Source organism: Caulobacter sp. Root1472 (assembly GCF_001426985.1).
In the GTDB taxonomy this organism is placed as follows: Bacteria; Pseudomonadota; Alphaproteobacteria; order Caulobacterales; family Caulobacteraceae; genus Caulobacter; species Caulobacter rhizosphaerae.
The window spans coordinates 41,174-60,865 of the sequence record NZ_LMFX01000019.1 but is presented as its reverse complement, the minus strand read 5'-3'; the positions used below and the strand labels follow the sequence as shown (position 1 = coordinate 60,865).

General features: G+C 68.6%; 20 protein-coding genes. 12 read left to right on the top strand and 8 right to left on the bottom strand.

Annotated elements, in window-relative coordinates:
* Nucleotides 1-2: 2 nt before the first annotated feature.
* From ASD47_RS14025 to ahpC, 4 genes are all read right to left on the bottom strand, one after another.
* Nucleotides 3-1,667 (bottom strand): hypothetical protein, encoded by a 1,665-nt coding sequence (locus tag ASD47_RS14025; protein ID WP_056757560.1) that lies wholly within the window; start codon nucleotides 1,665-1,667, stop codon nucleotides 3-5.
* Between the two features lie 217 nt (nucleotides 1,668-1,884).
* Nucleotides 1,885-3,273 (bottom strand): hypothetical protein, encoded by a 1,389-nt coding sequence (locus ASD47_RS14020; RefSeq protein ID WP_056757590.1) that lies wholly within the window; start codon nucleotides 3,271-3,273, stop codon nucleotides 1,885-1,887.
* Between the two features lie 267 nt (nucleotides 3,274-3,540).
* Nucleotides 3,541-5,127 (bottom strand): alkyl hydroperoxide reductase subunit F, encoded by a 1,587-nt coding sequence (gene ahpF, locus ASD47_RS14015; protein WP_056757557.1) that lies wholly within the window; start codon nucleotides 5,125-5,127, stop codon nucleotides 3,541-3,543.
* 165 nt (nucleotides 5,128-5,292) lie between these two features.
* On the bottom strand, nucleotides 5,293-5,856 hold the full coding sequence (gene ahpC / locus ASD47_RS14010) for an alkyl hydroperoxide reductase subunit C (protein WP_056757554.1): 564 nt from the start codon (nucleotides 5,854-5,856) through the stop codon (nucleotides 5,293-5,295).
* A 181-nt stretch (nucleotides 5,857-6,037) separates the two neighbouring features.
* Here ahpC and ASD47_RS14005 point away from each other — a divergent pair, with 181 nt between their 5' ends.
* From ASD47_RS14005 to ASD47_RS13960, 10 genes are all read left to right on the top strand, one after another.
* Nucleotides 6,038-6,967, top strand: a complete 930-nt coding sequence (locus tag ASD47_RS14005) for a hydrogen peroxide-inducible genes activator (RefSeq protein WP_056757550.1) — start codon at nucleotides 6,038-6,040, stop codon at nucleotides 6,965-6,967.
* 37 nt (nucleotides 6,968-7,004) lie between these two features.
* Nucleotides 7,005-8,000, top strand: a complete 996-nt coding sequence (locus tag ASD47_RS14000) for a TraB/GumN family protein (RefSeq protein ID WP_056757546.1) — start codon at nucleotides 7,005-7,007, stop codon at nucleotides 7,998-8,000.
* Between the two features lie 158 nt (nucleotides 8,001-8,158).
* Nucleotides 8,159-8,665, top strand: coding sequence for a hypothetical protein (locus tag ASD47_RS13995; RefSeq protein WP_056757543.1), 507 nt, complete (start codon nucleotides 8,159-8,161; stop codon nucleotides 8,663-8,665).
* A 54-nt stretch (nucleotides 8,666-8,719) separates the two neighbouring features.
* The gene (locus ASD47_RS13990; RefSeq protein WP_056757540.1) at nucleotides 8,720-10,855 is read left to right on the top strand and encodes a M10 family metallopeptidase C-terminal domain-containing protein; all 2,136 of its coding nucleotides are present in this window, start codon (nucleotides 8,720-8,722) and stop codon (nucleotides 10,853-10,855) included.
* A gap of 79 nt (nucleotides 10,856-10,934) precedes the next feature.
* Nucleotides 10,935-11,327, top strand: coding sequence for a VOC family protein (locus ASD47_RS13985; RefSeq protein ID WP_056757537.1), 393 nt, complete (start codon nucleotides 10,935-10,937; stop codon nucleotides 11,325-11,327).
* Complete coding sequence (locus ASD47_RS13980; RefSeq protein ID WP_056757535.1) at nucleotides 11,327-11,530, top strand: hypothetical protein; 204 nt, start codon at nucleotides 11,327-11,329, stop codon at nucleotides 11,528-11,530. Before ASD47_RS13985 ends, ASD47_RS13980 begins: the two co-directional genes overlap by 1 nt.
* Nucleotides 11,531-11,712: 182 nt before the next feature.
* Complete coding sequence (gene ffh / locus ASD47_RS13975; RefSeq protein WP_056757532.1) at nucleotides 11,713-13,236, top strand: signal recognition particle protein; 1,524 nt, start codon at nucleotides 11,713-11,715, stop codon at nucleotides 13,234-13,236.
* A gap of 24 nt (nucleotides 13,237-13,260) precedes the next feature.
* The gene (gene rpsP / locus ASD47_RS13970; protein ID WP_056757530.1) at nucleotides 13,261-13,779 is read left to right on the top strand and encodes a 30S ribosomal protein S16; all 519 of its coding nucleotides are present in this window, start codon (nucleotides 13,261-13,263) and stop codon (nucleotides 13,777-13,779) included.
* Nucleotides 13,780-13,854: 75 nt separating this feature from the next.
* Entirely contained in the window at nucleotides 13,855-14,412 is a 558-nt protein-coding gene (gene rimM, locus ASD47_RS13965; RefSeq protein WP_056757527.1) for a ribosome maturation factor RimM, read from the top strand.
* A gap of 6 nt (nucleotides 14,413-14,418) precedes the next feature.
* Nucleotides 14,419-15,009 (top strand): NUDIX hydrolase, encoded by a 591-nt coding sequence (locus tag ASD47_RS13960; RefSeq protein WP_056757523.1) that lies wholly within the window; start codon nucleotides 14,419-14,421, stop codon nucleotides 15,007-15,009.
* A gap of 19 nt (nucleotides 15,010-15,028) precedes the next feature.
* On the opposite strand, the gene ASD47_RS13955 is transcribed toward ASD47_RS13960, so the two are convergent.
* Nucleotides 15,029-15,883 (bottom strand): acyl-CoA thioesterase II, encoded by an 855-nt coding sequence (locus ASD47_RS13955; protein ID WP_056757520.1) that lies wholly within the window; start codon nucleotides 15,881-15,883, stop codon nucleotides 15,029-15,031.
* A 79-nt stretch (nucleotides 15,884-15,962) separates the two neighbouring features.
* On the opposite strand from ASD47_RS13955, the gene ASD47_RS13950 reads away from it, so the two are divergent.
* Nucleotides 15,963-16,880: a histone deacetylase gene (locus tag ASD47_RS13950; RefSeq protein WP_056757517.1), complete on the top strand. Its 918-nt coding sequence runs from the start codon at nucleotides 15,963-15,965 to the stop codon at nucleotides 16,878-16,880.
* 345 nt (nucleotides 16,881-17,225) lie between these two features.
* Here ASD47_RS13950 and ASD47_RS13945 read toward each other — a convergent pair whose 3' ends face one another.
* Nucleotides 17,226-17,645 (bottom strand): PaaI family thioesterase, encoded by a 420-nt coding sequence (locus ASD47_RS13945; protein ID WP_056757514.1) that lies wholly within the window; start codon nucleotides 17,643-17,645, stop codon nucleotides 17,226-17,228.
* Nucleotides 17,642-18,130 (bottom strand): PaaI family thioesterase, encoded by a 489-nt coding sequence (locus tag ASD47_RS13940; RefSeq protein ID WP_156402248.1) that lies wholly within the window; start codon nucleotides 18,128-18,130, stop codon nucleotides 17,642-17,644. Before ASD47_RS13940 ends, ASD47_RS13945 begins: the two co-directional genes overlap by 4 nt.
* 64 nt (nucleotides 18,131-18,194) lie before the next feature.
* Here ASD47_RS13940 and ASD47_RS13935 point away from each other — a divergent pair, with 64 nt between their 5' ends.
* Nucleotides 18,195-19,202 carry a ligase-associated DNA damage response exonuclease gene (locus ASD47_RS13935; protein ID WP_056757510.1) on the top strand — a complete coding sequence of 336 codons (1,008 nt, stop codon included), beginning with the start codon at nucleotides 18,195-18,197 and terminating at the stop codon, nucleotides 19,200-19,202.
* A 9-nt stretch (nucleotides 19,203-19,211) separates the two neighbouring features.
* Here the strand turns inward: ASD47_RS13935 and ASD47_RS13930 are convergent, their stop codons facing one another.
* A complete protein-coding gene (locus ASD47_RS13930) occupies nucleotides 19,212-19,622 on the bottom strand; it encodes a PaaI family thioesterase (protein WP_056757507.1) in 411 nt (136 codons plus the stop codon).
* Nucleotides 19,623-19,692: the final 70 nt, after the last annotated feature.

Genomic DNA, 19,692 nt, shown 5'->3' with positions numbered 1-19,692 from the left:
GCCTACTTCTCGTAACTGGCCTTCTGGCTGAGCAACCAGGAGAAGTCGGCCGTCAGCTGGCCCGACTGCTTGCCCTTGCCGCTCTTGGGGTCATAGGCCGTCCAGACCCCCGCCGACGAGTGACAGCCCATGCAGCTTTCGGTCTGGAAGGTCAGGGTGTTGATCCCCGACGTCACAGGCTTGCCCAGGCTGTTGAGCGCCGAGTTCCAGACCGGCGGCTGGGCGGGGCCCGAGGCGGGGCAGTCCTGGCCGCCGGGCAGCTCCTCGCCGTTGCAGGCGACCTGGTTGCCCTTCTGGAAGTAGGTTTCCATGGTGATGTTGGTCAGGAACACCGGCGTGGGATTCCCGCCCGGCTTGTTGCCGATCGCGTTTGGCAGGCCGCCGTTCCACGGTGCGGGCGGCGCCGTCGGGTCGGTCGGCCACTGGGTGTCGATCAGCTGGTAGTACTGCCAGACCGAGCCCTGGGCCTTCAGCGCCGCCTGAGCCTGGCGGTTCAGGGCGACCTTGTCGCCGGGGATCGGAACGCCGCGCCAGGCCTGGGTCGGGATGCGCGGATAGACGCCCTTGACCTTCTGCGGCAGCTGGTTGACGGCGCACATCGGGCAGTTCGGATCGACGAACGACGGGCTCAGCTTGGGGTGAGCCACCGCGTCGACGTCCAGGTTGTCGACCTGCTCGAAGGTGGACCATATCCACTGTGGCGAGGTCTTGGTCTTGTGGCCGATGTGCATGCCCACCAGGCCGACCGTCACCTTGCGCTCCAGCGGCTTGCCGTCGGGCCCCGGATCCATGACCACCGCCGGGCTGGTGTGGAAGCGGCTGAAGTCGTCCTTGCCCGGCTTGAGGATCCGCCAGGCGAACTTCAGCTCGAACGACCCGCTCCAGTCCTGGTCGGGCGTGCCGATCGGCATGGCCACCTTGCCGCCGGCCTTGGTGAAGGCCACCTGGCCATTGATGTTGTAGAGGCTGTTGTCACAGAGATAGCCGACCTCGTTGGGGTCGATCATGATCTCGTAATAGACGAACTCGCCGTTCTGATCGAGCATCGGGCCGGAGAAGGCTTGGTCGATGTCGTCGCCGAGATTGGCCGCGTTCAGCTCGCCTACCGCCGACAGCACGCCCAGGAAGCGGGTGGAGCGGGGATCGGCATTGGCGACGGCCTGGGTCGAGAATGGCGCCAGCCCCTTGCTGACCGGCTTGGCCAGGTCGCCCCGGAACAGGACCAGGGTCCGGGCCTTGGGCGTCACGCCGCAGGCGGCGGGTTGGGCGCCGTCGGTCTGGAAGATCGCGCTGGAATTATGCCACAGCGTCCAGTGCGGCGGCCCGAAGCGGGTGTCGGTCAGCTTGGGCGCGGCCTGGCCCTGGCTATTGGTCGGCCAGTTCAGGGCCAGGAACATCTGCCAGGAATAGAGATCGAACTCGCGCTGCACCTCGGAGAACTTCTGGGCCCTCTCCAGCTGGGTCTTCAAGGCGATGTCGACGTCGCCCGGCATCTGCGGCGTCAGTCTGGGGGCGAAGTTTGGGAAGGCGGCTAGATAGGCCGGCTTGGCTGGCGCGGCGGCGTCGATCGCCTGGGCGGCGAACAGTCCGCCGCCGCCCGCCAAGCACACCAGGGCCGCGGTCAGCGCCCGCCAGCCGATCTTCCATCCTGGTTTCGAGATCTTCATCGCGCCCTCCGCCCTGCCGGCCAGGAGTCGCGGCGTCGCCCGCGTCGATCATCCAAGCCCTGCCGCAAGGGTGATCACTCTATGGATGAAACGTCAATATATGATCTTTTAGGTAGAGTTCATGCGCTTGGTCCAAGCAAAAACCCCGGGCGCGAGGCCCGGGGTTTGAAGGGTAGTGGATCGCCTCGATCGGCCGGCCGATCTGAAGGTCTGAGGGCTAGCCGGTGGCCTGCATGTCGTCGCTGGTGGCGCCCAACAGGGCCATCTGCAGGCGCGAGCGGTCGCGGCGGGCCGATTCCAGGGCGCCCTCGGCCAGGGCGGCTTCCGAGCGGATACGCTCGATCTCGGCCTGGAGCTCGGCGATCTTGTCGTCGTGGGCGCGGCGGGTCTCGTCTTCGGAGGCCTGCAGGGCCTCGAAGCGGGTGCGCAGCTGGGCGGCGCGTTCCTCGCCGCGCTTGAGCGCCTTCTCGTGGGCCACGACCGTCTTGGCCAGCTGGTCGGCGCGCTCGATCGCGGCGGCCCGGGCGGTGTCGACGCCGGCGTGGCGGCCGCGCAGGTCCTCGACCTCGTCCTCGAGGTTGCGGACCCGTTCCAGAGCGCGTTCCAGAGCGACGTTGAGGTCGCCGGCCCGGCGCTCGACGGCCTGCTGCTGCGCACTGCTTTCGTTGAGGCGGGCCGAGATCTGGCCGTTCATCTCTTCCAGTTTGTCGGCGCGGCCCGTGGCGGTCTCCAGCCGGGTCTGCAGGGCCAGGGCCTCGGCGCGGCCGGCTTCCACCTGGGCTTCCAGGCCGCGGATCGTGCGGGCGGTGTCGGCCTGGACGGTGGTCAGGGCGTTCTCGGTCGCCAGCACGCGGGCGCGCTCGGCGGCGACCTGGGCTTCCAGCTCGGTCTCGATGCGCGACAGGCGGGCGACGTCGGCGCCAGCCTGTTCCAGGCGCTTTTTCACCGTGCCCAGCTCTTCGGCCTGCAGGGCCGACTGCTGCTTGGCGGCGGCCAGGGCGGCTTCGGACTCGCCGCGGCGGGCGTCGATGTGCTGGGTCTGGATCCGCAGGGTCTCGACGTCCTGGGCCAGGTGTTCGGCGCGGGCGGTGGCGTCGCGCAGCGCCGCCTCCAAGCCGCCGACCTTGAGTTCGGACTGCTGCAGGCCGTTGCGCAGGCGGTCGATCTCCAGCGCGCTGTCTTCGAGCGCGACGTCGAGGGACTGCCGGCGGGCTTCGGATTCGGTCAGGGCGGCGTCAGCCGTCGCCAGGCTAGCCGAAAGCTCGCGCTCCTCGGCCTGGGCGGCGGCCAGCTGCCGGGCGGCCTGGTCGTGGGCGGCGCGCAGGGCGATCAGTTCGGCGTGCTCGGCCCGGCGGGCCTCGAACTCCTCGGCGACCGGGCCGCGGATCTCGGAGAGCAGCGGCTCGATGGCCCGCAGGTGCTCGACAACGCGGCTGATGCTGTCCAGTCCGCCATGGATGGTCTCGTAGCGGACGCCGATAGCCTGGGTGGCCTCGACCAGACGGTCGACGCCGCCGTCGGTTTCGGGACGATCGTTCTCGGCGGCCAGCATCACGGGCTTGACGCCGCCCTTGGTGTTGCGATCGCCCTTCGACAGCAGCCTCATCTTGCCCACCCTCTAACGATCCGCGGCTCGACGCCCATCGCGCCGATTCGGCCCCTCAGCCGCGCAGAATCATTTGCCCATTCGTTAACAGGATAGCCCGCGCTCAAGATTGCTGTCGAGGTGAAGATCGCGCGTTCGGCGAGAGGCGCATCGTCACATCTCCCAAGACGCCAAGCCGCCGCAAGAAAGCCGCCGCGACGGCCCCGAGGCGGTCGCGGCGGCTTCGTGGAGGTCCGATCGAGACGCTTCGCTCGTCGGGGAGACGCGTCAGGCGGCCTCTTGCTCGGCGGGAACGGCCGGCTCCAGGCGGATCATGTAGTCGAAGGCTGACAGAGCCGCCTTCGAGCCTTCGCCCATGGCGATGATGATCTGCTTGTAGGGCGTGGTCGTCGCGTCGCCGGCGGCGAACACGCCGGGCAGCGAGGTCTCGCCGCGATGGTCGACCTCGATCTCGCCGCGCTGGGTAAGGGCCACGCTGTCCTTCAGCCACTCGGTGTTGGGCACCAGGCCGATCTGCACGAACACGCCTTCCAGGTCGACCGTGTGCACCTGGTCGTGGTTGCGGTCCTTGTAGGTCAGGCCGGTGACCTTGCTTCCGTCGCCAAGCACCTCGGTGGTCAGGGCCGAGGTGACGATGCGCACGTTCGGCAGGCTGGCCAGCTTGCGCTGCAACACCGCGTCGGCGCGCAACTGGCTGTCGAACTCGATCAGGGTCACGTGGGCGACGATGCCGGCCAGGTCGATGGCCGCCTCGACGCCGCTGTTGCCGCCGCCGATCACCGCCACGCGCTTGCCCTTGAACAGCGGGCCGTCGCAATGGGGGCAATAGGCCACGCCCTTGTTCTTGTACTCGGCCTCGCCGGGCACGTTGATGTTCCGCCAGCGGGCGCCGGTGGCCAGGATCACGCTGCGCGACTTCAGGCTGGCGCCGTTCTCGAGCTTGACCTCGATCAGGCCGCCCGGCGTCTTGGCGGGGACCAGGCCGACCGCCTTCTGCAGGTTCATGATGTCGACGTCATAGTCCTTGACGTGCTGCTCCAGCGCCGAGGCCAGTTTGGGGCCTTCGGTGTGCGACACCGAGATGAAGTTCTCGATGGCCATGGTGTCCAGCACCTGGCCGCCGAAGCGCTCGGCGGCCACGCCGGTGCGGATGCCCTTGCGGGCGGCGTAGATCGCCGCCGCGGCCCCAGCCGGCCCGCCGCCGACCACCAGGACGTCGAAGGCGTCCTTGGTCTTGAGCTTCTCGGCTTCGCGGGCCACCGCGCCGGTGTCCAGCTTGGCCAGGATCTGCTCCAGGCTCATCCGGCCCTGGCCGAACGGCTGGCCGTTCAGCAGGATGGTCGGCACGGCCATGACCTGGCGCTCCTCGACCTCGGCCTGGAACAGGGCGCCGTCGATGGCCACGTGGGTGATGTTGGGGTTCAGGGCCGCCATGGTGTTGAGGGCCTGGACCACGTCCGGGCAGTTCTGGCAGCTCTGCGAGAAATAGGTCTCGAAGCGGAATTCGCCTTCCAGGGCGCGGACCTGGTCCAGCACCTCGGCGTCGAATTTCGGCGGGTGGCCGCCGACGTGCAGCAGGGCCAGCACCAGCGAGGTGAACTCGTGACCCAGGGGCAGGCCGGCGAAGCGGACATCGGCGCTGCCGTCGGCGCGGGTGATGGCGAAGGACGGCCTGCGGGCGTCGTCGCCGGCCAGGTTCAGGCTGACCTTGTCGGAGGTCCCGGCCACGTCCTCGAGCAGCGCTAGCATGTCCTTGGAGCCCTGGCCCTCGCCCAGCGAGGCGACCAGTTCGATCGGCTGGCGCAGGTTCTGCAGATAGGCTTTCAGCTGGGTCTTCAGACCATCGTCCAACATGGCGGGCTCCGACTTTCAGGCGCGCGGGGAGGGACGCGGCGCCGGATCTTGTGGAATGTCTGGAATGAGGGGGCGAAGCCGCCGGTTCCCAAGCCCATCAAGGGACGGAGGAACCAGCGGCGAGCCCTGCCGCGACCCTGGGGCCGCGGCAAGTCGTTGGCAGGCTTAGATCTTGCCGACCAGGTCGAGCGACGGGGCGAGGGTCTTTTCACCCTCTTCCCACTTGGCCGGGCAGACTTCGCCCGGGTGGGACGCGACGTACTGGGCGGCCTTGATCTTGCGCAGCAGTTCGATGGCGTTGCGGCCGATGCCCTCGGCGGTCACTTCGACGAACTGGATCACGCCTTCCGGATCGATCAGGAAGGTGCCGCGGTCGGCCAGGCCCACGCCTTCGCGCATGACGCCGAAGTTGTTGGTGATCTGGCCCGACGGGTCGCCGACCATGGTGTACTGGATCTTGCCGATGGCCGGCGAGGTGTCGTGCCAGGCCTTGTGCGAGAAGTGGGTGTCGGTCGACACGGCGTAGATCTCGACGCCCAGGCGCTGGAACGTGGCGTAGTTGTCGGCCAGGTCTTCCAACTCCGTCGGGCAGACGAAGGTGAAGTCGGCCGGATAGAAGAACACGACGGACCACTTGCCCTTCAGGTCGGCGTCGCTGACCTCGATGAACTTGCCGCCCTTGTAGGCCTGGGCGGTGAAGGGTTTGATCTGGGTGTTGATCAAGGACATGAAGTTCTCCTGCAGGAATTGCGAAGGCCCTTCTACGCAAGGGAATCCGATAGGGCTAATCGATTGTTTCATTCTCGACGATAGGGTGTCTCTATGGTGTCGCCCTTCGATGTTCGCGGGTGCGGCAGAGATATCGTCGATTGTCTTTTGATTTCCGATAGATCGCGCCTATCTTCACGGCATGCTTCCCACCCTGCGCCAACTGCAATATCTGAAGCTTCTTTCGGAGCATGGCTCGTTCAGCCGGGCGGCCGAGGCCTGCCACGTCACCCAACCGACCTTGTCGGCCGGCATCCAGGAGCTGGAAAAGATCCTCGGCTCCCCAGTGGTCGACCGCGCCCGGTCCGGCGTGATCCTGACCGCTGCCGGCCAGGAAGCCGTGCGCCGCGCCGAGGCGATCCTGGCCCAGGCGGAGGACCTGGTGCAGGCCGCGCGCGGGGCGGGCCAGCCCCTGGCCGGCCGGTTCCGCCTGGGGGTGATCCCGACCGTCGCCCCCTACCTGTTGCCCCGCGCCCTGCCGGCCCTGCGCGACCAGTTTCCGAAGCTGAAGCTCTATCTGCGCGAGGACCTGACCCATCGGCTGATCGCCTCGCTGAAATCCGGCGGACTGGACGCGGCGCTGATCGCCCTGCCTTACGATATGACCGGCCTGGACTGGGCCCATGTCGAGGACGACGAGCTCTTGGCCGCCGCCCCGGCCAACCACCGCATGGCCGCCTTTGATCGGGTCGATCCGGAAAGCCTGCGCGGCGACGACATGATCCTGCTTGAGGACGGTCACTGCCTGCGCGACCACGCCCTGGCCGCCTGCGGGCTGGAGCCGCCGCGCGGCGCCGGCTTTGGCGACGAGGAAAGCTTCGCAGCCACCTCCCTGCCCACCTTGGTGCAGATGATCGGTTCCGGCCTGGGCGTGTCGTTCCTGCCGTCGATGGCGGTGGCGGCCGGCCTGGCCCATAATGCGCCGGTCACCATCCGGCCGCTGGATTCCGACCAGTCCAGCCGCGAAATCGTCGTCGCCTGGCGGGCCGGTTCCAGCCGGGGCGCCGAGGGGCGGCTGCTGGCTCAGACCTTGCGCGACCTGCCGCCCGCCGCGCTTTCGCCACGGCACTAGAGCCCCTATTCTCCGGGTGAGGCTTCAGGAGACGGCCATGGTTCGACCCCTATCGGCGCTGATCGGCCCGGCGCTCGCGTTGACAGTTCTGACCGTCCCGGTTTCGGCCCAGACCCCTCCGCCGCCTCAGACCGTCGAGCTGTTCCCCCAGGACCCCGGCAGCGCGGTGGTCGAGGCGTTGCAGGTGGTCGCCCGGCCGCCCGGCCCCGCCCTCTGGCTGGTCGAGAAGGGCGGCGCCAAACTCTATGTGATCGGCTCGGCCCCGCCCCTGCCTCATCAGCTGAAGTGGGACAGCCCGCGGCTGAACCGCGCCATGGACCAGGCCAGCCTGGTCCTGATCCCGCCGGAAGCGTCGGTCGGGCCCTTGCAGGTCACCAAGTTCTTCCTGACCGGCGGGGGCGGGGTGCGCTACCGCCCCTTCAGCAAGAACCTGGAGGAACGTCTCCCGGCCGACCTGAAAGCCCGGTTCGTCAGCGCCCGCGAACGGGCCGGCCGCACGGCCGTCCCTTACAAGGACTGGAAGCCCGCCGTGGCCGGCTTCATCCTGCTGTCGGACTTCCGCCAGGCGGCGGGCCTGTCCGAGGCCAAGCCGGTCAGCACGATCGAGCGCATGGCCAAGACCAAGGGTGTCAAGGTCAAGGCGATGAGCCAGTATCGCCTGGGTCCCATCCTAGCCAGCGCCGGAAAGCTGTCGGACGAGGCCAACCTGGCCTGCCTGCGCGACGCCCTGACCGAACTGGAATATGACGGCGCCCACCCCACCGACATGGGGACCGACTGGGCGAACGGCGACCTGGCCAGCGTACGGGCCCGCTATTCCAGCTCGGCCGCCCAGCGCTGCGTGATGCGCGCGCCTGGCGGTCCGGCCCTGCTGGCGCAGCAGATCGGCCAGTCGGCCGACGCCTTGAACGAGGCGCTGAACCGGCCCGGTGTGACCATCGCCGTCGTCGACCTGGCCTTCCTGCTGCCGTCCAACGGCGTGCTTGATCGCCTGAAGGCTTCGGGCGCGACCATCACCTCGCCGGCCGATTGAGGTCGCGCCGTCGCAAGCTTGAGCACGCCTTGAAATATGTAAGCTTTACAATACACCTTGGACTTGCATAACGGCAGTTTCCCCGCGAAGGTCAGAGGGCCGAAGACGCTCAAGACGGATCGGCTTGCGGGAAATCTATGTCGCCAATTCGACAGTTCATGGCATGGGCCTGCGCCCTGTCCCCAATCGGGGTCATGATCTGCGGCGGCGTCGCCACGGCTTCGACCCCGGCCCTGGCCTGGGACGGCGCCCGGCGCCTGGGCGTGCAGTGCCTGGTCGATCCTGACCGGGCGCCGGATCGCCGCCGACTCCAGGCCGCGCTCTGCGACCGGGTCCGGGCCCTGGCCGCCGACAAGGCGCCGATCCCGGTCGTTCTGCTCGCGCCGGGCGACCCCGGCCTGATCGCCGCCGACACCGCCGTCCTGCTGTTCCACGCCAACATCCAGTCCGAGGGGCCTCAATCCCTTGGAAGCCGCGGCGGATCGCTGCTGGTCTTCAGTCTCCGCGTCTTCCGCGCCACGGCCGCGCCGTCCGAGCTGTTCGGCGCGGCGCCCCGCGCCATGGCGCCGCCCGCCTTTGGCGCCGATCCCAGCTCCCAATTCGATGCGGCCGTGAACGCCGCGCTCGCTGAGACCCTGCCGTGGCGATCACGGCCGGCGCCCTGACCCGCGCGGCCTGACCGCCACCGAACGACCTCCACACCAACCACGGAAAAGCCGATGCGCCTCCACGACGAAAGCCTGGACCAGGATCTCCACAGGGACATCGACTTCCCGGTGTTCCAGGGGGCGACCGACGCGGTGGCGCCGGCGCTGGACGTTTCGGTCGAGCCGGTCAACGCCTCGGTGGACGGCCAGGGCGGTACGATCCGCGACAAGCCGGTGTTCACCATCGAGCAGGTGATCGAGCAGCTCAATCGCGGCGGCGCCGGCTGGACGCCGGGCGACGTCGAGCACGCCGTACCCCGCGACGGCGACGTCAGTGTGCTGAACTTTGGCTTCCACACCGCCGAAAGCATGTTCGCCGAACCTTACGTCTATGAAGAAGACGGCCAACTGTTCGGCCGGCCCGAATATTTCGGCTTCGCTCCGTTCACCGAGGATCAGAAGGCGGCCGCCCGCGAGGCCATGGCCAGCTGGGATGACCTGATCGCCCCCACCCTGGTGGAAACCGCGCCCGAACAGGCCGACATCACCTTCGCGAACTACACCAACCGTCCCGGCACCCAGGCCTACGCCTACCTGCCGCACGACTATACGCCCGACAACGCCGATCTGATCGCCGGCGACGTCTGGGTCAGCGCCAACCAGCCCAGCAATTTCCAGCTGGACGAGGGGCTCTACGGCATCCACACCCTGACCCACGAAAGCGGCCACGCCCTGGGACTGGAGCATCCGGGCGACTACAACGCCGCCCCCGGCGTCAGCATCACCTATGCGGCCGACGCCGAGTATTACCAGGACAGCCGAGCCTACAGCATCATGTCCTATTTCGCGGCCGCCGAGACGGGGGCGCGGCACTTCGACTTCAACCTCTCGACCACGGTCTACGCCTCGACCCCGCTGGTGCACGACATCGCCGCCATCCAGGCGATCTACGGCGCCGACATGACCACCCGCACGGGCGACACGACCTACGGCTTCAACAGCAACGCCGGGCGTGATTCCTACGACTTCACCAAGACCCCGGCGCCGGTCATGGCCATCTGGGACGCCGGCGGGATCGACACCCTGGACGCCTCGGGCTACGCCACTGATCAGGTCATCGATTTGACCCCCGGCTCGCTCAGCAGCATCGGCGGGGTGACCTACGACACCGCGCCATCGTTCGAGCAGGTCAACGCCGACCGAGCGGCGGCGGGCTACACTCCCGTGTCACTGGCGACCTACACGTCCAACATGGCCCTGTTGGCTTCCAACCCGGTGGTCGGCCGGCTGACCGACAATGTCGGCATCGCCTATGGAGCCACGATCGAGAACGGCGTCGGCGGCAGCGGCTCGGACCGGCTGATCGGCAACGCCGCCGCCAACACCCTGACCGGCAACGCCGGCAATGACACGCTGGAAGGCCGCGACGGGGCCGACGTCCTGATCGGCGGATTGGGCAATGATGTGCTGGACGGCGGGACGGGCGTCGATCGGATGACCGGTGGAGCCGGCGACGACCGCTATGTCGTCGACACCTGGCGTGACACGGTGACCGAACTGGCTGGCGGTGGAACCGACACCGTCTGGAGCTCGATCAGCTACAGCCTCTCGACCAACCTGGAAAACCTGCGGCTGACCGGCGACGCCGCCCTGGGCACGGGCAACGGTGCGGCCAATGTGATCGAGGGCAACGACGCCTTCAACGTGCTGAGCGGCGAAGGCGGCGCCGACAGCCTGTTCGGGGCCGGCGGCAAGGACATCCTGCTGGGCGGGTCAGGCGCCGACCGGCTGAACGGCGGGGCCGACTTCGACATCCTGGTCGGCGGCGGCGGCGGCGACATCTTCGTCTTCGACAGCGCCTCGTTCGGGACCGGGGGGCGGTCGATCGACTTCGTCAGCGACTACGGCCGCGGCGACCTGTTCGACTTCAGCGCCTTGGACGCCAACAGCGCCCTGGACGGCGACCAGGCTTTCTCGCTGGTCTCGCACCTCACCGCCAGCGGCCTGGGCCAGATCATGGTCAGCACCTATGCCAGCATCTTCTCGGCGGTCGGCGCTCTGGGCGGCGTAGATCTGGGCGCGTTCGGCTTGAGCGGGCTGTTCAGCCAGGCCTCGGTCATTTGGGGCGACCTAGACGGCGACGCCAATTCCGACTTCGCTGTGCTGGTGTTGGGAAGCGGCCTGTCGACCAGCGGTTGGCTGCTCTGAAGCGAACACGCGTCGGCCGGCCTTGCCGGGCCGGCCGACCGTGAATACCTCGGCGTGATAGTCGTCGGAGACCTTCGCCATGCGCCTGCTCGGCATCGACCACGTGGTGATCCGCGCCCGCGACCCGGTCCTGATGGAGCGGTTCTATGTCGAGGTGCTGGGCTGCGCCGTCGAGCGCCGGCAGGACGCCATCGGCTTGGTGCAACTGCGAGCCGGCGCCCAGCTGATCGACCTGGTCGACGTCGCCGGCCGCCTGGGCCAAATGGGCGGGGCGGCGCCGGGCGCGGACGGCCACAACATGGACCACCTGTGCCTGCGGGTGGTCGATTTCGACGTCGACACGGTGCGGGCGCACCTGGAAAGTCACGGCGTGAAGATCGGCGACGTCGGCGAACGCTACGGCTCGACCGGCGAGGCGACGTCGCTCTATCTGTCCGACCCCGAGGGCAACGGGCTGGAGCTGCGGGGCTGATGACCGATCGACCGTCCGATTTCGAACTGAACGCAACCGCTCGAGCTCTCTTCGCCGCCGGCATGCGTCACGGCTGGTGGCCCGCTCACCTGCGCGCTTATGACGATCTCGATCCGATCGGCCGCGACGAATTCAACGCGATCGTTGAGCATGTCCCGGCCGTGGCCGCCAAAGCCCGCGCGGAAGAGTCCGCCCCACTTTGACTCCCCGCCCCCTTTCGTGCATAAGCGCGCGCTTCCGGCGCTTCATCAGCAGCGCCTCCACCGTCACGACCCCGGCCTGCTAGCGCAGGATCCATCCGGACGAGGACGGCGAGGACCCCCATCGACGTGATCGTCCATGGGGGCTGATCGCGTTTGGTCTTTTGGTTTGGTGTGGGTTCCGCATGTTCGACGGCCTTACAGAGCGACTTTCAGGGGTCTTCGACCGCCTCGGTGGTCGCGGCGTGCTGTCCGAGAAGGACGTCGACGAGGCGCTGCGCGAGGTCCGCGTCGCCCTGCTGGAAGCCGACGTCGCCCTGCCAGTGGTCAAGGACTTCATCAGCAAGGCCAAGGAAGCCGCCTCGGGCGAGGCGGTCATCCGTTCGGTCAAGCCGGCCGACCAGGTGGTCAAGATCGTCTATGACGGCCTGGTCGACATGCTGGGCGGCGAGGTCCCCACCGGCCTGAACCTGGCCCTGAACCCGCCGTCGGTGATCCTGATGGCCGGCCTGCAGGGCTCGGGCAAGACCACCACCACCGGCAAGCTGGCCCTGCGGCTGAACAAGATCGAGCGCAAGAAGGTGCTGGTCGCCTCGCTCGACACCCGCCGCCCGGCCGCCATGGAACAGCTGGCCATGCTGGCCAAGCAGGTCGAGGTCGAGAGCCTGCCGATCGTCGCCGGCCAGAGCGCCGCCGATATCGCCAAGCGCGCCATGCTGGCCGCCAAGCTGGGCGGCTACGACGTCCTGATCCTCGACACCGCCGGCCGCACGACCCTGGACGAGGCGATGATGAGCGAGGCGGCGGAAATCGCCCGCATCGCCACGCCGTCCGAAACCATTCTGGTCGCCGACAGCCTGACCGGCCAGGACGCCGTGCGCACGGCGAAAGCCTTCCACGAGCGCCTGCCGCTGACCGGCCTGATCCTGACCCGCGCCGACGGCGACGGTCGGGGCGGTGCGGCGCTGTCGATGCGCCACGTCACCGGCCTGCCGATCAAGTTCCTCGGGGCCGGCGAGAAGATCGACGCCCTGGATGTGTTCGACGCCCGCCGGGTGGCCGGCCGGATCCTCGGGCAAGGCGACGTGGTCGCCCTGGTCGAGAAGGCCGCCCAGGACCTGGACGTGGCCGAAGCCGAGCGCATGGCCAAGAAGCTGGCCAAGGGCCAGTTCGACCTGAACGATCTGTCGGCCCAGCTGTCGCAGATGCAGAAGATGGGCGGCATGCAGGGCATCATGGGCCTGCTGCCGGGCGTTCAGAAGGTCAAGAAGCAGATCGCCGAGAGCGGCATCGACGACAGCATCTTCCGCCGCCAGCAGGCGATCATCAGCTCGATGACCAAGCTGGAGCGCAAGAAGCCCGACGTCCTGGCGGCCTCGCGCAAGCGCCGCATCGCGGCCGGCGCCGGGGTCGACGTGGCCGAGGTCAACCGCCTGCTCAAGCAGCACCGCCAGATGGCCGACATGTTCAAGGCCATGAGCAAGGACGGTGGCAAGGGCATGGCCCGCATGGCCCAGATGATGGGCGGCGGCGACATGAGCCGACTGAAATCCATGGGCGGGGGCAAGCTGGCCCAGCCCGATCCCAATGCAGCGGGAGGCCAAGGCCTTCCGGGGCTGCCCGGCATGCCGGGTCTCGGGGGCGGCGGCGACAAGCCCAACCCTCTCTCCGGCCTGGGCCTGCCCGGCTTCAACCCGTTCAAGAAATAGAACTTTAGACCAAGGACTAAGACTATGCTGAAGATCCGTCTCGCCCGTGGCGGCGCCAAGAAGCGCCCCTACTACTCGATCGTCGTCGCCGACAGCCATTCGCCCCGCGACGGCCGCTTCATCGAGAAGGTCGGCACCTACAACCCGCTGCTCAAGAAGGACGACGCCGCGCGCGTGACCCTGAAGGTCGAGTCCATCCAGGAGTGGCTCAAGAAGGGCGCCCAGCCGACCGACCGCGTCGCTCGCTTCCTGGCCGCTCAAGGCCTGACCACCTGGGCCCACGGCAACAACCCGCAGAAGGGCGCTCCGGGCAAGAAGGCGCAAGAGCGCCTGGCCGAACGCGCCCAGCGCGACGAAGAGCGCGCCGCCGCTGAAGCCCAGGCCAAGGAAGACGCCAAGGCCGCCGCTGAAGCCGCCGCCGCCGCGGCCGCCGAAGCCGCCGCGGCTCCGGCTCCGGAACCGGAAGTCGTCGCCGAAGAGGCTCCGGCCGCCGAAGCCGCCGCTGAAGAAGCTCCGGCTTCGGAAGAAACCACCGAAGGCTAAGGCCCTCGGAAGCGCCGCCGCCGGACATCCGTTCGGCGGCGGCGTTTTCTTTTGCGCGCTCCGCAAGTCACGCCCATGACCCAGTCTCCCTCGCAGACCCTGATCCTGGTCGGCCGCGTCGCCGGCGCGTTCGGCGTGCGTGGCGAGGTGCGGATCGCGGCCTATACCGAAGACCCGCTTACCCTGACCAAGTTCAAGGTGCTGATGCGGCAGGACGGCTCGCCCGCCCTGACCCTGAGCAGCGCCCGGGTGGCCAAGGACGGCGTCGTCGCCCGCTGCGCTGGGATCGACACCAAGGAAGCGGCCGACGCCCTGCGTGGCCTGCGCCTCCACGTCCCGCGCTCGGCCCTGCCCGAGCCCGAGGAAGACGAATTCTACCTGGCCGACCTGATCGGCCTGACCGTGCGCCACGCGGTCACCAACGACCTGATCGGCAGGATCAAGAGCGTCCAGAACTTCGGCGCGGACGACCTGCTGGAGATCACCCCGGCCCTGGGCGGCCAGACCTGGTACCTGCCGTTCACCCGCGCGGCCGTGCCCGAGGTCAAGATCGCCGAGGGCCTGGTCCTGGCCGATCCGCCGGCGATGGTCGGGGAGCCCGAAGGTCCGCTGGAAGACGGGGACGAGGTCTAGGGCAAAATGGCGGACGAGTTGGCCCAAGGGGGAAAGTGGCGCGTGACCGGCTCGCGCTATGTCCACAAGGACCGTTGGATCGCGGTGCGCGCGGACGATTGCGTCACCGAGGACGGCGTCTCCGTCGCTCCCTACTACGTCCTGGAGTACCCTGACTGGGTCGAGATCGTCGCTCTGGACGCCGACGACAACCTGCTGCTGGTGCGGCAGTATCGGCATGGCATCGCCGATTTTTCCATCGAGCTGCCCGCCGGCGGCATGGATCCGTCGGACGCTGATCCGTGCACGGCGGCGGCCCGCGAGCTGCTGGAGGAAACCGGCTGCGCGGGTGACATGGTGTGGGTGGGCGACGCCCGGCCCAACGCCTCCACCCACGCCAATCGGGCCCATATCGTCCTGGCGCGCAACGTCGTGCGGGTCGCCGCGCCCAAGAATGATCCCACCGAACGCATCGAACCGTTCTGGGTCCCCGCCGCTGAAGCCCTGCGGATGGCCCTGGCCGGAGAACTGGACGTCGGCATGCACGTCGGCTCGCTGCTGCGCGGCCTGGCCCACGCTGGCGTGGTGACGATGACGGCCGGCGGGTCCGCAGCCTGAGAGGGCTGGCCGCGCGGCGCTACTTGCGCACCCGCATCAAGCACTCCTGGGCCACGGAGGCCACCAGCTTGCCGTCGCGGCTGAACATCTGGCCCCGCACCAGGCCGCGACCCTGCGAGGCTGACGGACTGTCTTGCGCGAACAGGATCCAGTCGTTGAAGTCGAAGGGGTGGTGGAACCACATGGCGTGGTCCAGGCTGGCGGCCTGGAGGCCGGGCGTCGTCCAGATCAGGCCGTGCGGGCGCAGGGCGCTTTCCATGAAGGCCATGTCCGAGGCGTAGGCCAGGGCGCACTGCTGAAGGCGGATGTCATCGCCGATGGGCGCGCGGGCCCGCATCCACACCTGCTTGGTCGACGGCTTGGGCGTCGGCCGGGTCGGATGTTGCGGATCGACCCAGCGCAGGTCCACCGGCCGGGGGTGTTCGGCCATCTTCACGAAGCGGGGAGGCGCCTCCTCGCCCAGCGAGCGCAGGTACTCGGCGTCTGTGGGCAGGCTTTCCGGATCGGGCGCGTCGGGCATGCCCATCTGGTGTTCCAGGCCGTCTTCCGGGGTCTGGAACGAGCAGGCCAGGTTGAAGATCTGCTCGCCGTGCTGGATGGCCGCCACCCGGCGCGTGGTGAAGGTGCCGCCGTCGCGGGCTCGCTCGACCTCGTAGAGCACCGGGGCGTCCACGTCGCCGGGCCGGATGAAATAGGCGTGCAGCGAGTGGCAGATCCGGTCGGGCACGGTCTTGTAGGCCGCGGTCAGGGCCTGGGCGATGACCAGGCCGCCAAAGATGCGGGGAAAGCCGTCATTGCGGCTGACGCCGCGGAACAGGTTCACCTCGATGGCTTCGAGGGTCAGGATCTCGGCGAGGTTCTCGGGCGTGCGCATGGCGGTTGGTTAGGCGCGCCGGGCGGGCGGGGCAAGACGTGACCTTGCGTCAGGGCGGCGCCTTTCCCATCGTTGCGTCATGGCCACGCCGTTTCCGCCCATCGTCCACCACCCCGCCTTCCGCGCCGAGATGCCGGCCGGCCACCGCTTTCCGATGGACAAGTTCGCGCGGCTGGCCGCCGTGCTGGAAGCCGAAGGCGTCGCCGGACCGGCGGGGTTCGTCCGACCCGACCCGATCGATCTGGACAGCCTGCTGATGGTCCATGACGAGGCCTATGTGCGCGGGGTGATCGATCTGACGCTGCCGGCCGACGTGGCGCGACGGGTCGGGCTGCCGAACACCGAGTCGGTGGCCAGGCGCGCCCAGGCGGCCGTGGGCGGCACCCTGGCGGCGGCGCGCCTGGCCCTGGCCCACGGGATCGCCTGCAACACCGCCGGCGGCAGCCATCACGCCCAGGCCGACACCGGAGCGGGCTTCTGTGTGTTCAATGACGTCGCGGTGGCGGCCCGCCGGCTGCTGGCGGAAGGAAAGGTCGGTCAGGTTCTGGTCGTCGACCTGGACGTCCATCAAGGCGACGGCACGGCCCGGATCTTCGAAGGCGATCCCAGCGTCTTCACCTTCTCGATGCACGCCGAGAAGAACTTCCCGGCCCGCAAGGCGGTCAGCGATCTGGACATCGACCTGCCGGACGGCACGAGCGACGAGGCCTATTTGCAGAAGTTGATGGAGGTCGTGCCGGACCTGCTGGCGCACGTGGCGCCGGACCTGGTGTTCTTCAACGCCGGGGTCGATCCGCACGCGGACGACAAGCTGGGGCGTCTAGGCCTGAGCGACGAGGAGCTCGCGCGGCGCGAGGCGTTCGTCCTGGGCTCGTGTCTGGAAAGGAGGATCCCCGTGGCGGGGGTGATCGGCGGCGGATACGACGCCGACATCGATCGATTGGCGCATCGTCACGCCCTTCTCCACCGGGCGGCCCGCGCGGCGCTGAGCGCCTGAGGGTCGCAATCCCGGTGGAGCTACGCGGCGATCACTCAGAAGCTCGTGACGAGCGAACCGGCGATCACGACGAGGGGCAGCATGGCCAGAACGATGCTGGCGAAACCCGAGAAGGCGTTGTTCGAGAAGGTCATTGTCTTGGTTCCCTGTTGGTCCGGCGCACCGTCCGCGTCCGGTGATCAGGGGTATAGGCCCGCGGGATGGTGAACACCCGTTACCTTTGCTTCATGAAGCGTTTTTAAGAAACGTTGACGGCGGTAATTGGCATTACAGAGGTGTAATGCTGTCTAATGAAACCGTTACAGTGGAAACTTTTACCTTCGGGACCGGCGTTCTCCGTTCGGATCAGTCTTCCGCGGAGGTCAGCAGGAAATGGCCGCGCAAGGCCGCGATCGGGGCGGCGCGCTGCTCCTGCCAGGCCTCGACATGGACATTGGCGATCCGGCGGCCGACCTTGTTGATCCTGGCGCGGGCGAAGGTGGTCAGCGGACGGCCCGAGCGCAGGTACTCGATCGAGATGTCGATGGTGCGCGGCTGGCGTTTCAGCGGCTCGGCCACCGAAAGCTGGGCCAGGGCGGTCATCTCCATGAACGCGCCCAGCACTCCGCCGTGAATAGCCGGCAGCATCGGATTACCGATGATGCGGTCGGAGAACGGCAGGATGGCGGTCATCTCGTCGCCGGCCAGCTCGGCGCGCATGCCGATGAACCGGGCGTAGGGGATCGAGCCCAAGACGGCGCTCAGTCGGCTGTCGGCGTCGCTCATGCCGCGCCCTCCGTCTTGGATCGTGGCGGTTTGAGGTTGGCACCCGGCTTCTTGCCGGCGCTGGAATCCAGCATGAAGGCGGCCTGGGCGGCGGCTACCGGGTCGTCGGGATCGTCCTCGTAGGCGACGGCCCGCACGAAGGCCACGGAGCGCGTCAGCTTGTAGCAATGGGCGCGCGCCAGGACGTCGCGGCCCGGCTGCGCTGGCCGCATGTAGTCGATGCGCAGGTCGAGGGTGGCGATCGAGGTCCATTCGGTCATCGCCGCGTGCACGGCCTGGCCGCTGGCGTGGTCGAGCAGGGTGGTGACGACCCCGCCAGCGATTACCCCGGTCTCCGGGTCGCCGACGATTTCGGGCCGGTAGGGGACCTTGAGGATGGCTACGGCCTCGCCGATCTCCAGGGTCTGGAACCCCAGGGCCCGGGCCTGGGGGCTGCCCTCGTTCATGGTGTTGGCGATCAGCCGATGCTGTTCGCCCGCGCTCAGATCTTTGTTCATTCAAGGCTCCTGCGGATAGGTTTATAGCCGCGCGCGTTCCCATATCCAGCCAATGAAGCCGCAGGACCTGATCTGTCCGAAGCCCGACGGGCTCTACTGCCCGCCCGGAGACTTCTATATCGACCCCGTCCGCCCGGTGGACCGGGCGGTGATCACCCATGGCCACGCCGACCACGCCCGGGCCGGACACGGCGTGGTCGCCGCCACCCCCAAGACCCTGGCGATCATGGCCGAGCGCTACGGCGACGACTTCGCCGGCCGCCGCCAGCCAGTGGCCTACGGCGAGGCCTTCACCCACAACGGCGTCGAGGTCGGGCTGGTCCCGGCCGGCCACGTGCTGGGCTCCGCCCAGGCGGTGATCCGCTGGAAGGGCATGACCATCGTCGTCTCCGGCGACTACAAGCGTCGCCGCGATCCCACCTGCCCGGCCTTCGAGCCCGTGCCCTGCGACGTGTTCGTGACCGAGGCGACCTTCGGCCTGCCGGTCTTCCGCCACCCCGATGACAGGGGCGAGGTGGCCGCTCTCCTGAAGTCCGTCGAGCAGTTTCCCGAGCGCGCGCACATCGTCGGAGCCTACGCCCTGGGCAAGGCCCAGCGGGTGATCCGCCTGCTGCGCGAGGCCGGCTGGGACCGAACCATCCACGTGCACGGCGCGATGGACCGGCTGAACCGGCTCTATGGCCGCCACGGCGTCGATCTCGGCCTGCTGGCGCCCGCCACCACCGGCACGAAGAAGGACTTCGAGGGCGCGATCATCGTCGCTCCGCCCTCGGCCCTGGCCGACCGCTGGTCGCGGCGGTTTCCCGATCCCGTCGACTGCTTCGCCAGCGGTTGGATGAGGGTGCGGGCCAGGGCCCGCCAGCGGGGCGTGGAGCTGCCGCTGATCATTTCCGACCACGCCGACTGGGACGAGCTGACCGCCACCCTCGACGAGCTGCGCCCGGGCGAGGTGTGGATCACTCACGGCCGCGAAGAGGCCCTGGAACGCTGGTGCGAGCTGCAGGGCATCCCGGCGCGGGCCTTGCGGCTGGTGGGTTACGACGAGGAGGAGGGGGAGTAGGGGGCCCCCTCACATCACCTTGAACGTCGCTCGGGCCCGGGCCACCGGCTTGTCGTCGGCCCGCACCGTGGCCTCGGCGTAGCACAGGCTCTTGCCCGGCTTGATGAAGTCGGTGTCGAAGGCCAGCCACTGGCCGATCTCGGCGGCGGCCAGGTAGTCGAGCCCCAGCGAGACGGTGACCAGACCCCTGCTGGGGATCTCCAGCCGGGCCAGCATCACCCCGCACGACAAGCCCATGGCGTTGTCGGCCAGGGCGGCGATCAGGCCGCCGTGCGGGCCGCCACGGGAGTTGGTGTGCGGCTCGCGCAATTCCACGGCCAGGACCCAGCGATCGTCGCGGATGTCGGCGAAGATCGGCTCCCACGGCGTGGTCAGCGGGCTCTTGCGTGGATGGGGTACGAACGGCTCGGGCGGGCTCATGGCGCCTCCGGGTCCGGGCTCCGGACGCGGCCAATCAAACAGATGTTCGAGCTGCTCGCAAGCCCGACCT

Coding starts and splice junctions, on each gene's coding strand:
- ASD47_RS14000 (WP_056757546.1), top strand. CDS start 7,005: ATGGTTCGACCCCTATCGGCGCTGATCGGCCCGGCGCTCGCGTTGACA.
- ASD47_RS13990 (WP_056757540.1), top strand. CDS start 8,720: ATGCGCCTCCACGACGAAAGCCTGGACCAGGATCTCCACAGGGACATC.
- ASD47_RS13935 (WP_056757510.1), top strand. CDS start 18,195: ATGAAGCCGCAGGACCTGATCTGTCCGAAGCCCGACGGGCTCTACTGC.
- ASD47_RS13960 (WP_056757523.1), top strand. CDS start 14,419: ATGGCGGACGAGTTGGCCCAAGGGGGAAAGTGGCGCGTGACCGGCTCG.
- ASD47_RS13955 (WP_056757520.1), bottom strand. CDS start 15,883: ATGCGCACGCCCGAGAACCTCGCCGAGATCCTGACCCTCGAAGCCATC.
- ASD47_RS13930 (WP_056757507.1), bottom strand. CDS start 19,622: ATGAGCCCGCCCGAGCCGTTCGTACCCCATCCACGCAAGAGCCCGCTG.
- ASD47_RS13945 (WP_056757514.1), bottom strand. CDS start 17,645: ATGAGCGACGCCGACAGCCGACTGAGCGCCGTCTTGGGCTCGATCCCC.
- ASD47_RS13995 (WP_056757543.1), top strand. CDS start 8,159: ATGGCATGGGCCTGCGCCCTGTCCCCAATCGGGGTCATGATCTGCGGC.
- ahpF (WP_056757557.1), bottom strand. CDS start 5,127: ATGTTGGACGATGGTCTGAAGACCCAGCTGAAAGCCTATCTGCAGAAC.
- ASD47_RS14025 (WP_056757560.1), bottom strand. CDS start 1,667: ATGAAGATCTCGAAACCAGGATGGAAGATCGGCTGGCGGGCGCTGACC.
- ahpC (WP_056757554.1), bottom strand. CDS start 5,856: ATGTCCTTGATCAACACCCAGATCAAACCCTTCACCGCCCAGGCCTAC.
- ASD47_RS14020 (WP_056757590.1), bottom strand. CDS start 3,273: ATGAGGCTGCTGTCGAAGGGCGATCGCAACACCAAGGGCGGCGTCAAG.
- ASD47_RS13950 (WP_056757517.1), top strand. CDS start 15,963: ATGGCCACGCCGTTTCCGCCCATCGTCCACCACCCCGCCTTCCGCGCC.
- rpsP (WP_056757530.1), top strand. CDS start 13,261: ATGCTGAAGATCCGTCTCGCCCGTGGCGGCGCCAAGAAGCGCCCCTAC.
- ffh (WP_056757532.1), top strand. CDS start 11,713: ATGTTCGACGGCCTTACAGAGCGACTTTCAGGGGTCTTCGACCGCCTC.
- ASD47_RS13985 (WP_056757537.1), top strand. CDS start 10,935: ATGCGCCTGCTCGGCATCGACCACGTGGTGATCCGCGCCCGCGACCCG.
- ASD47_RS14005 (WP_056757550.1), top strand. CDS start 6,038: ATGCTTCCCACCCTGCGCCAACTGCAATATCTGAAGCTTCTTTCGGAG.
- ASD47_RS13980 (WP_056757535.1), top strand. CDS start 11,327: ATGACCGATCGACCGTCCGATTTCGAACTGAACGCAACCGCTCGAGCT.
- rimM (WP_056757527.1), top strand. CDS start 13,855: ATGACCCAGTCTCCCTCGCAGACCCTGATCCTGGTCGGCCGCGTCGCC.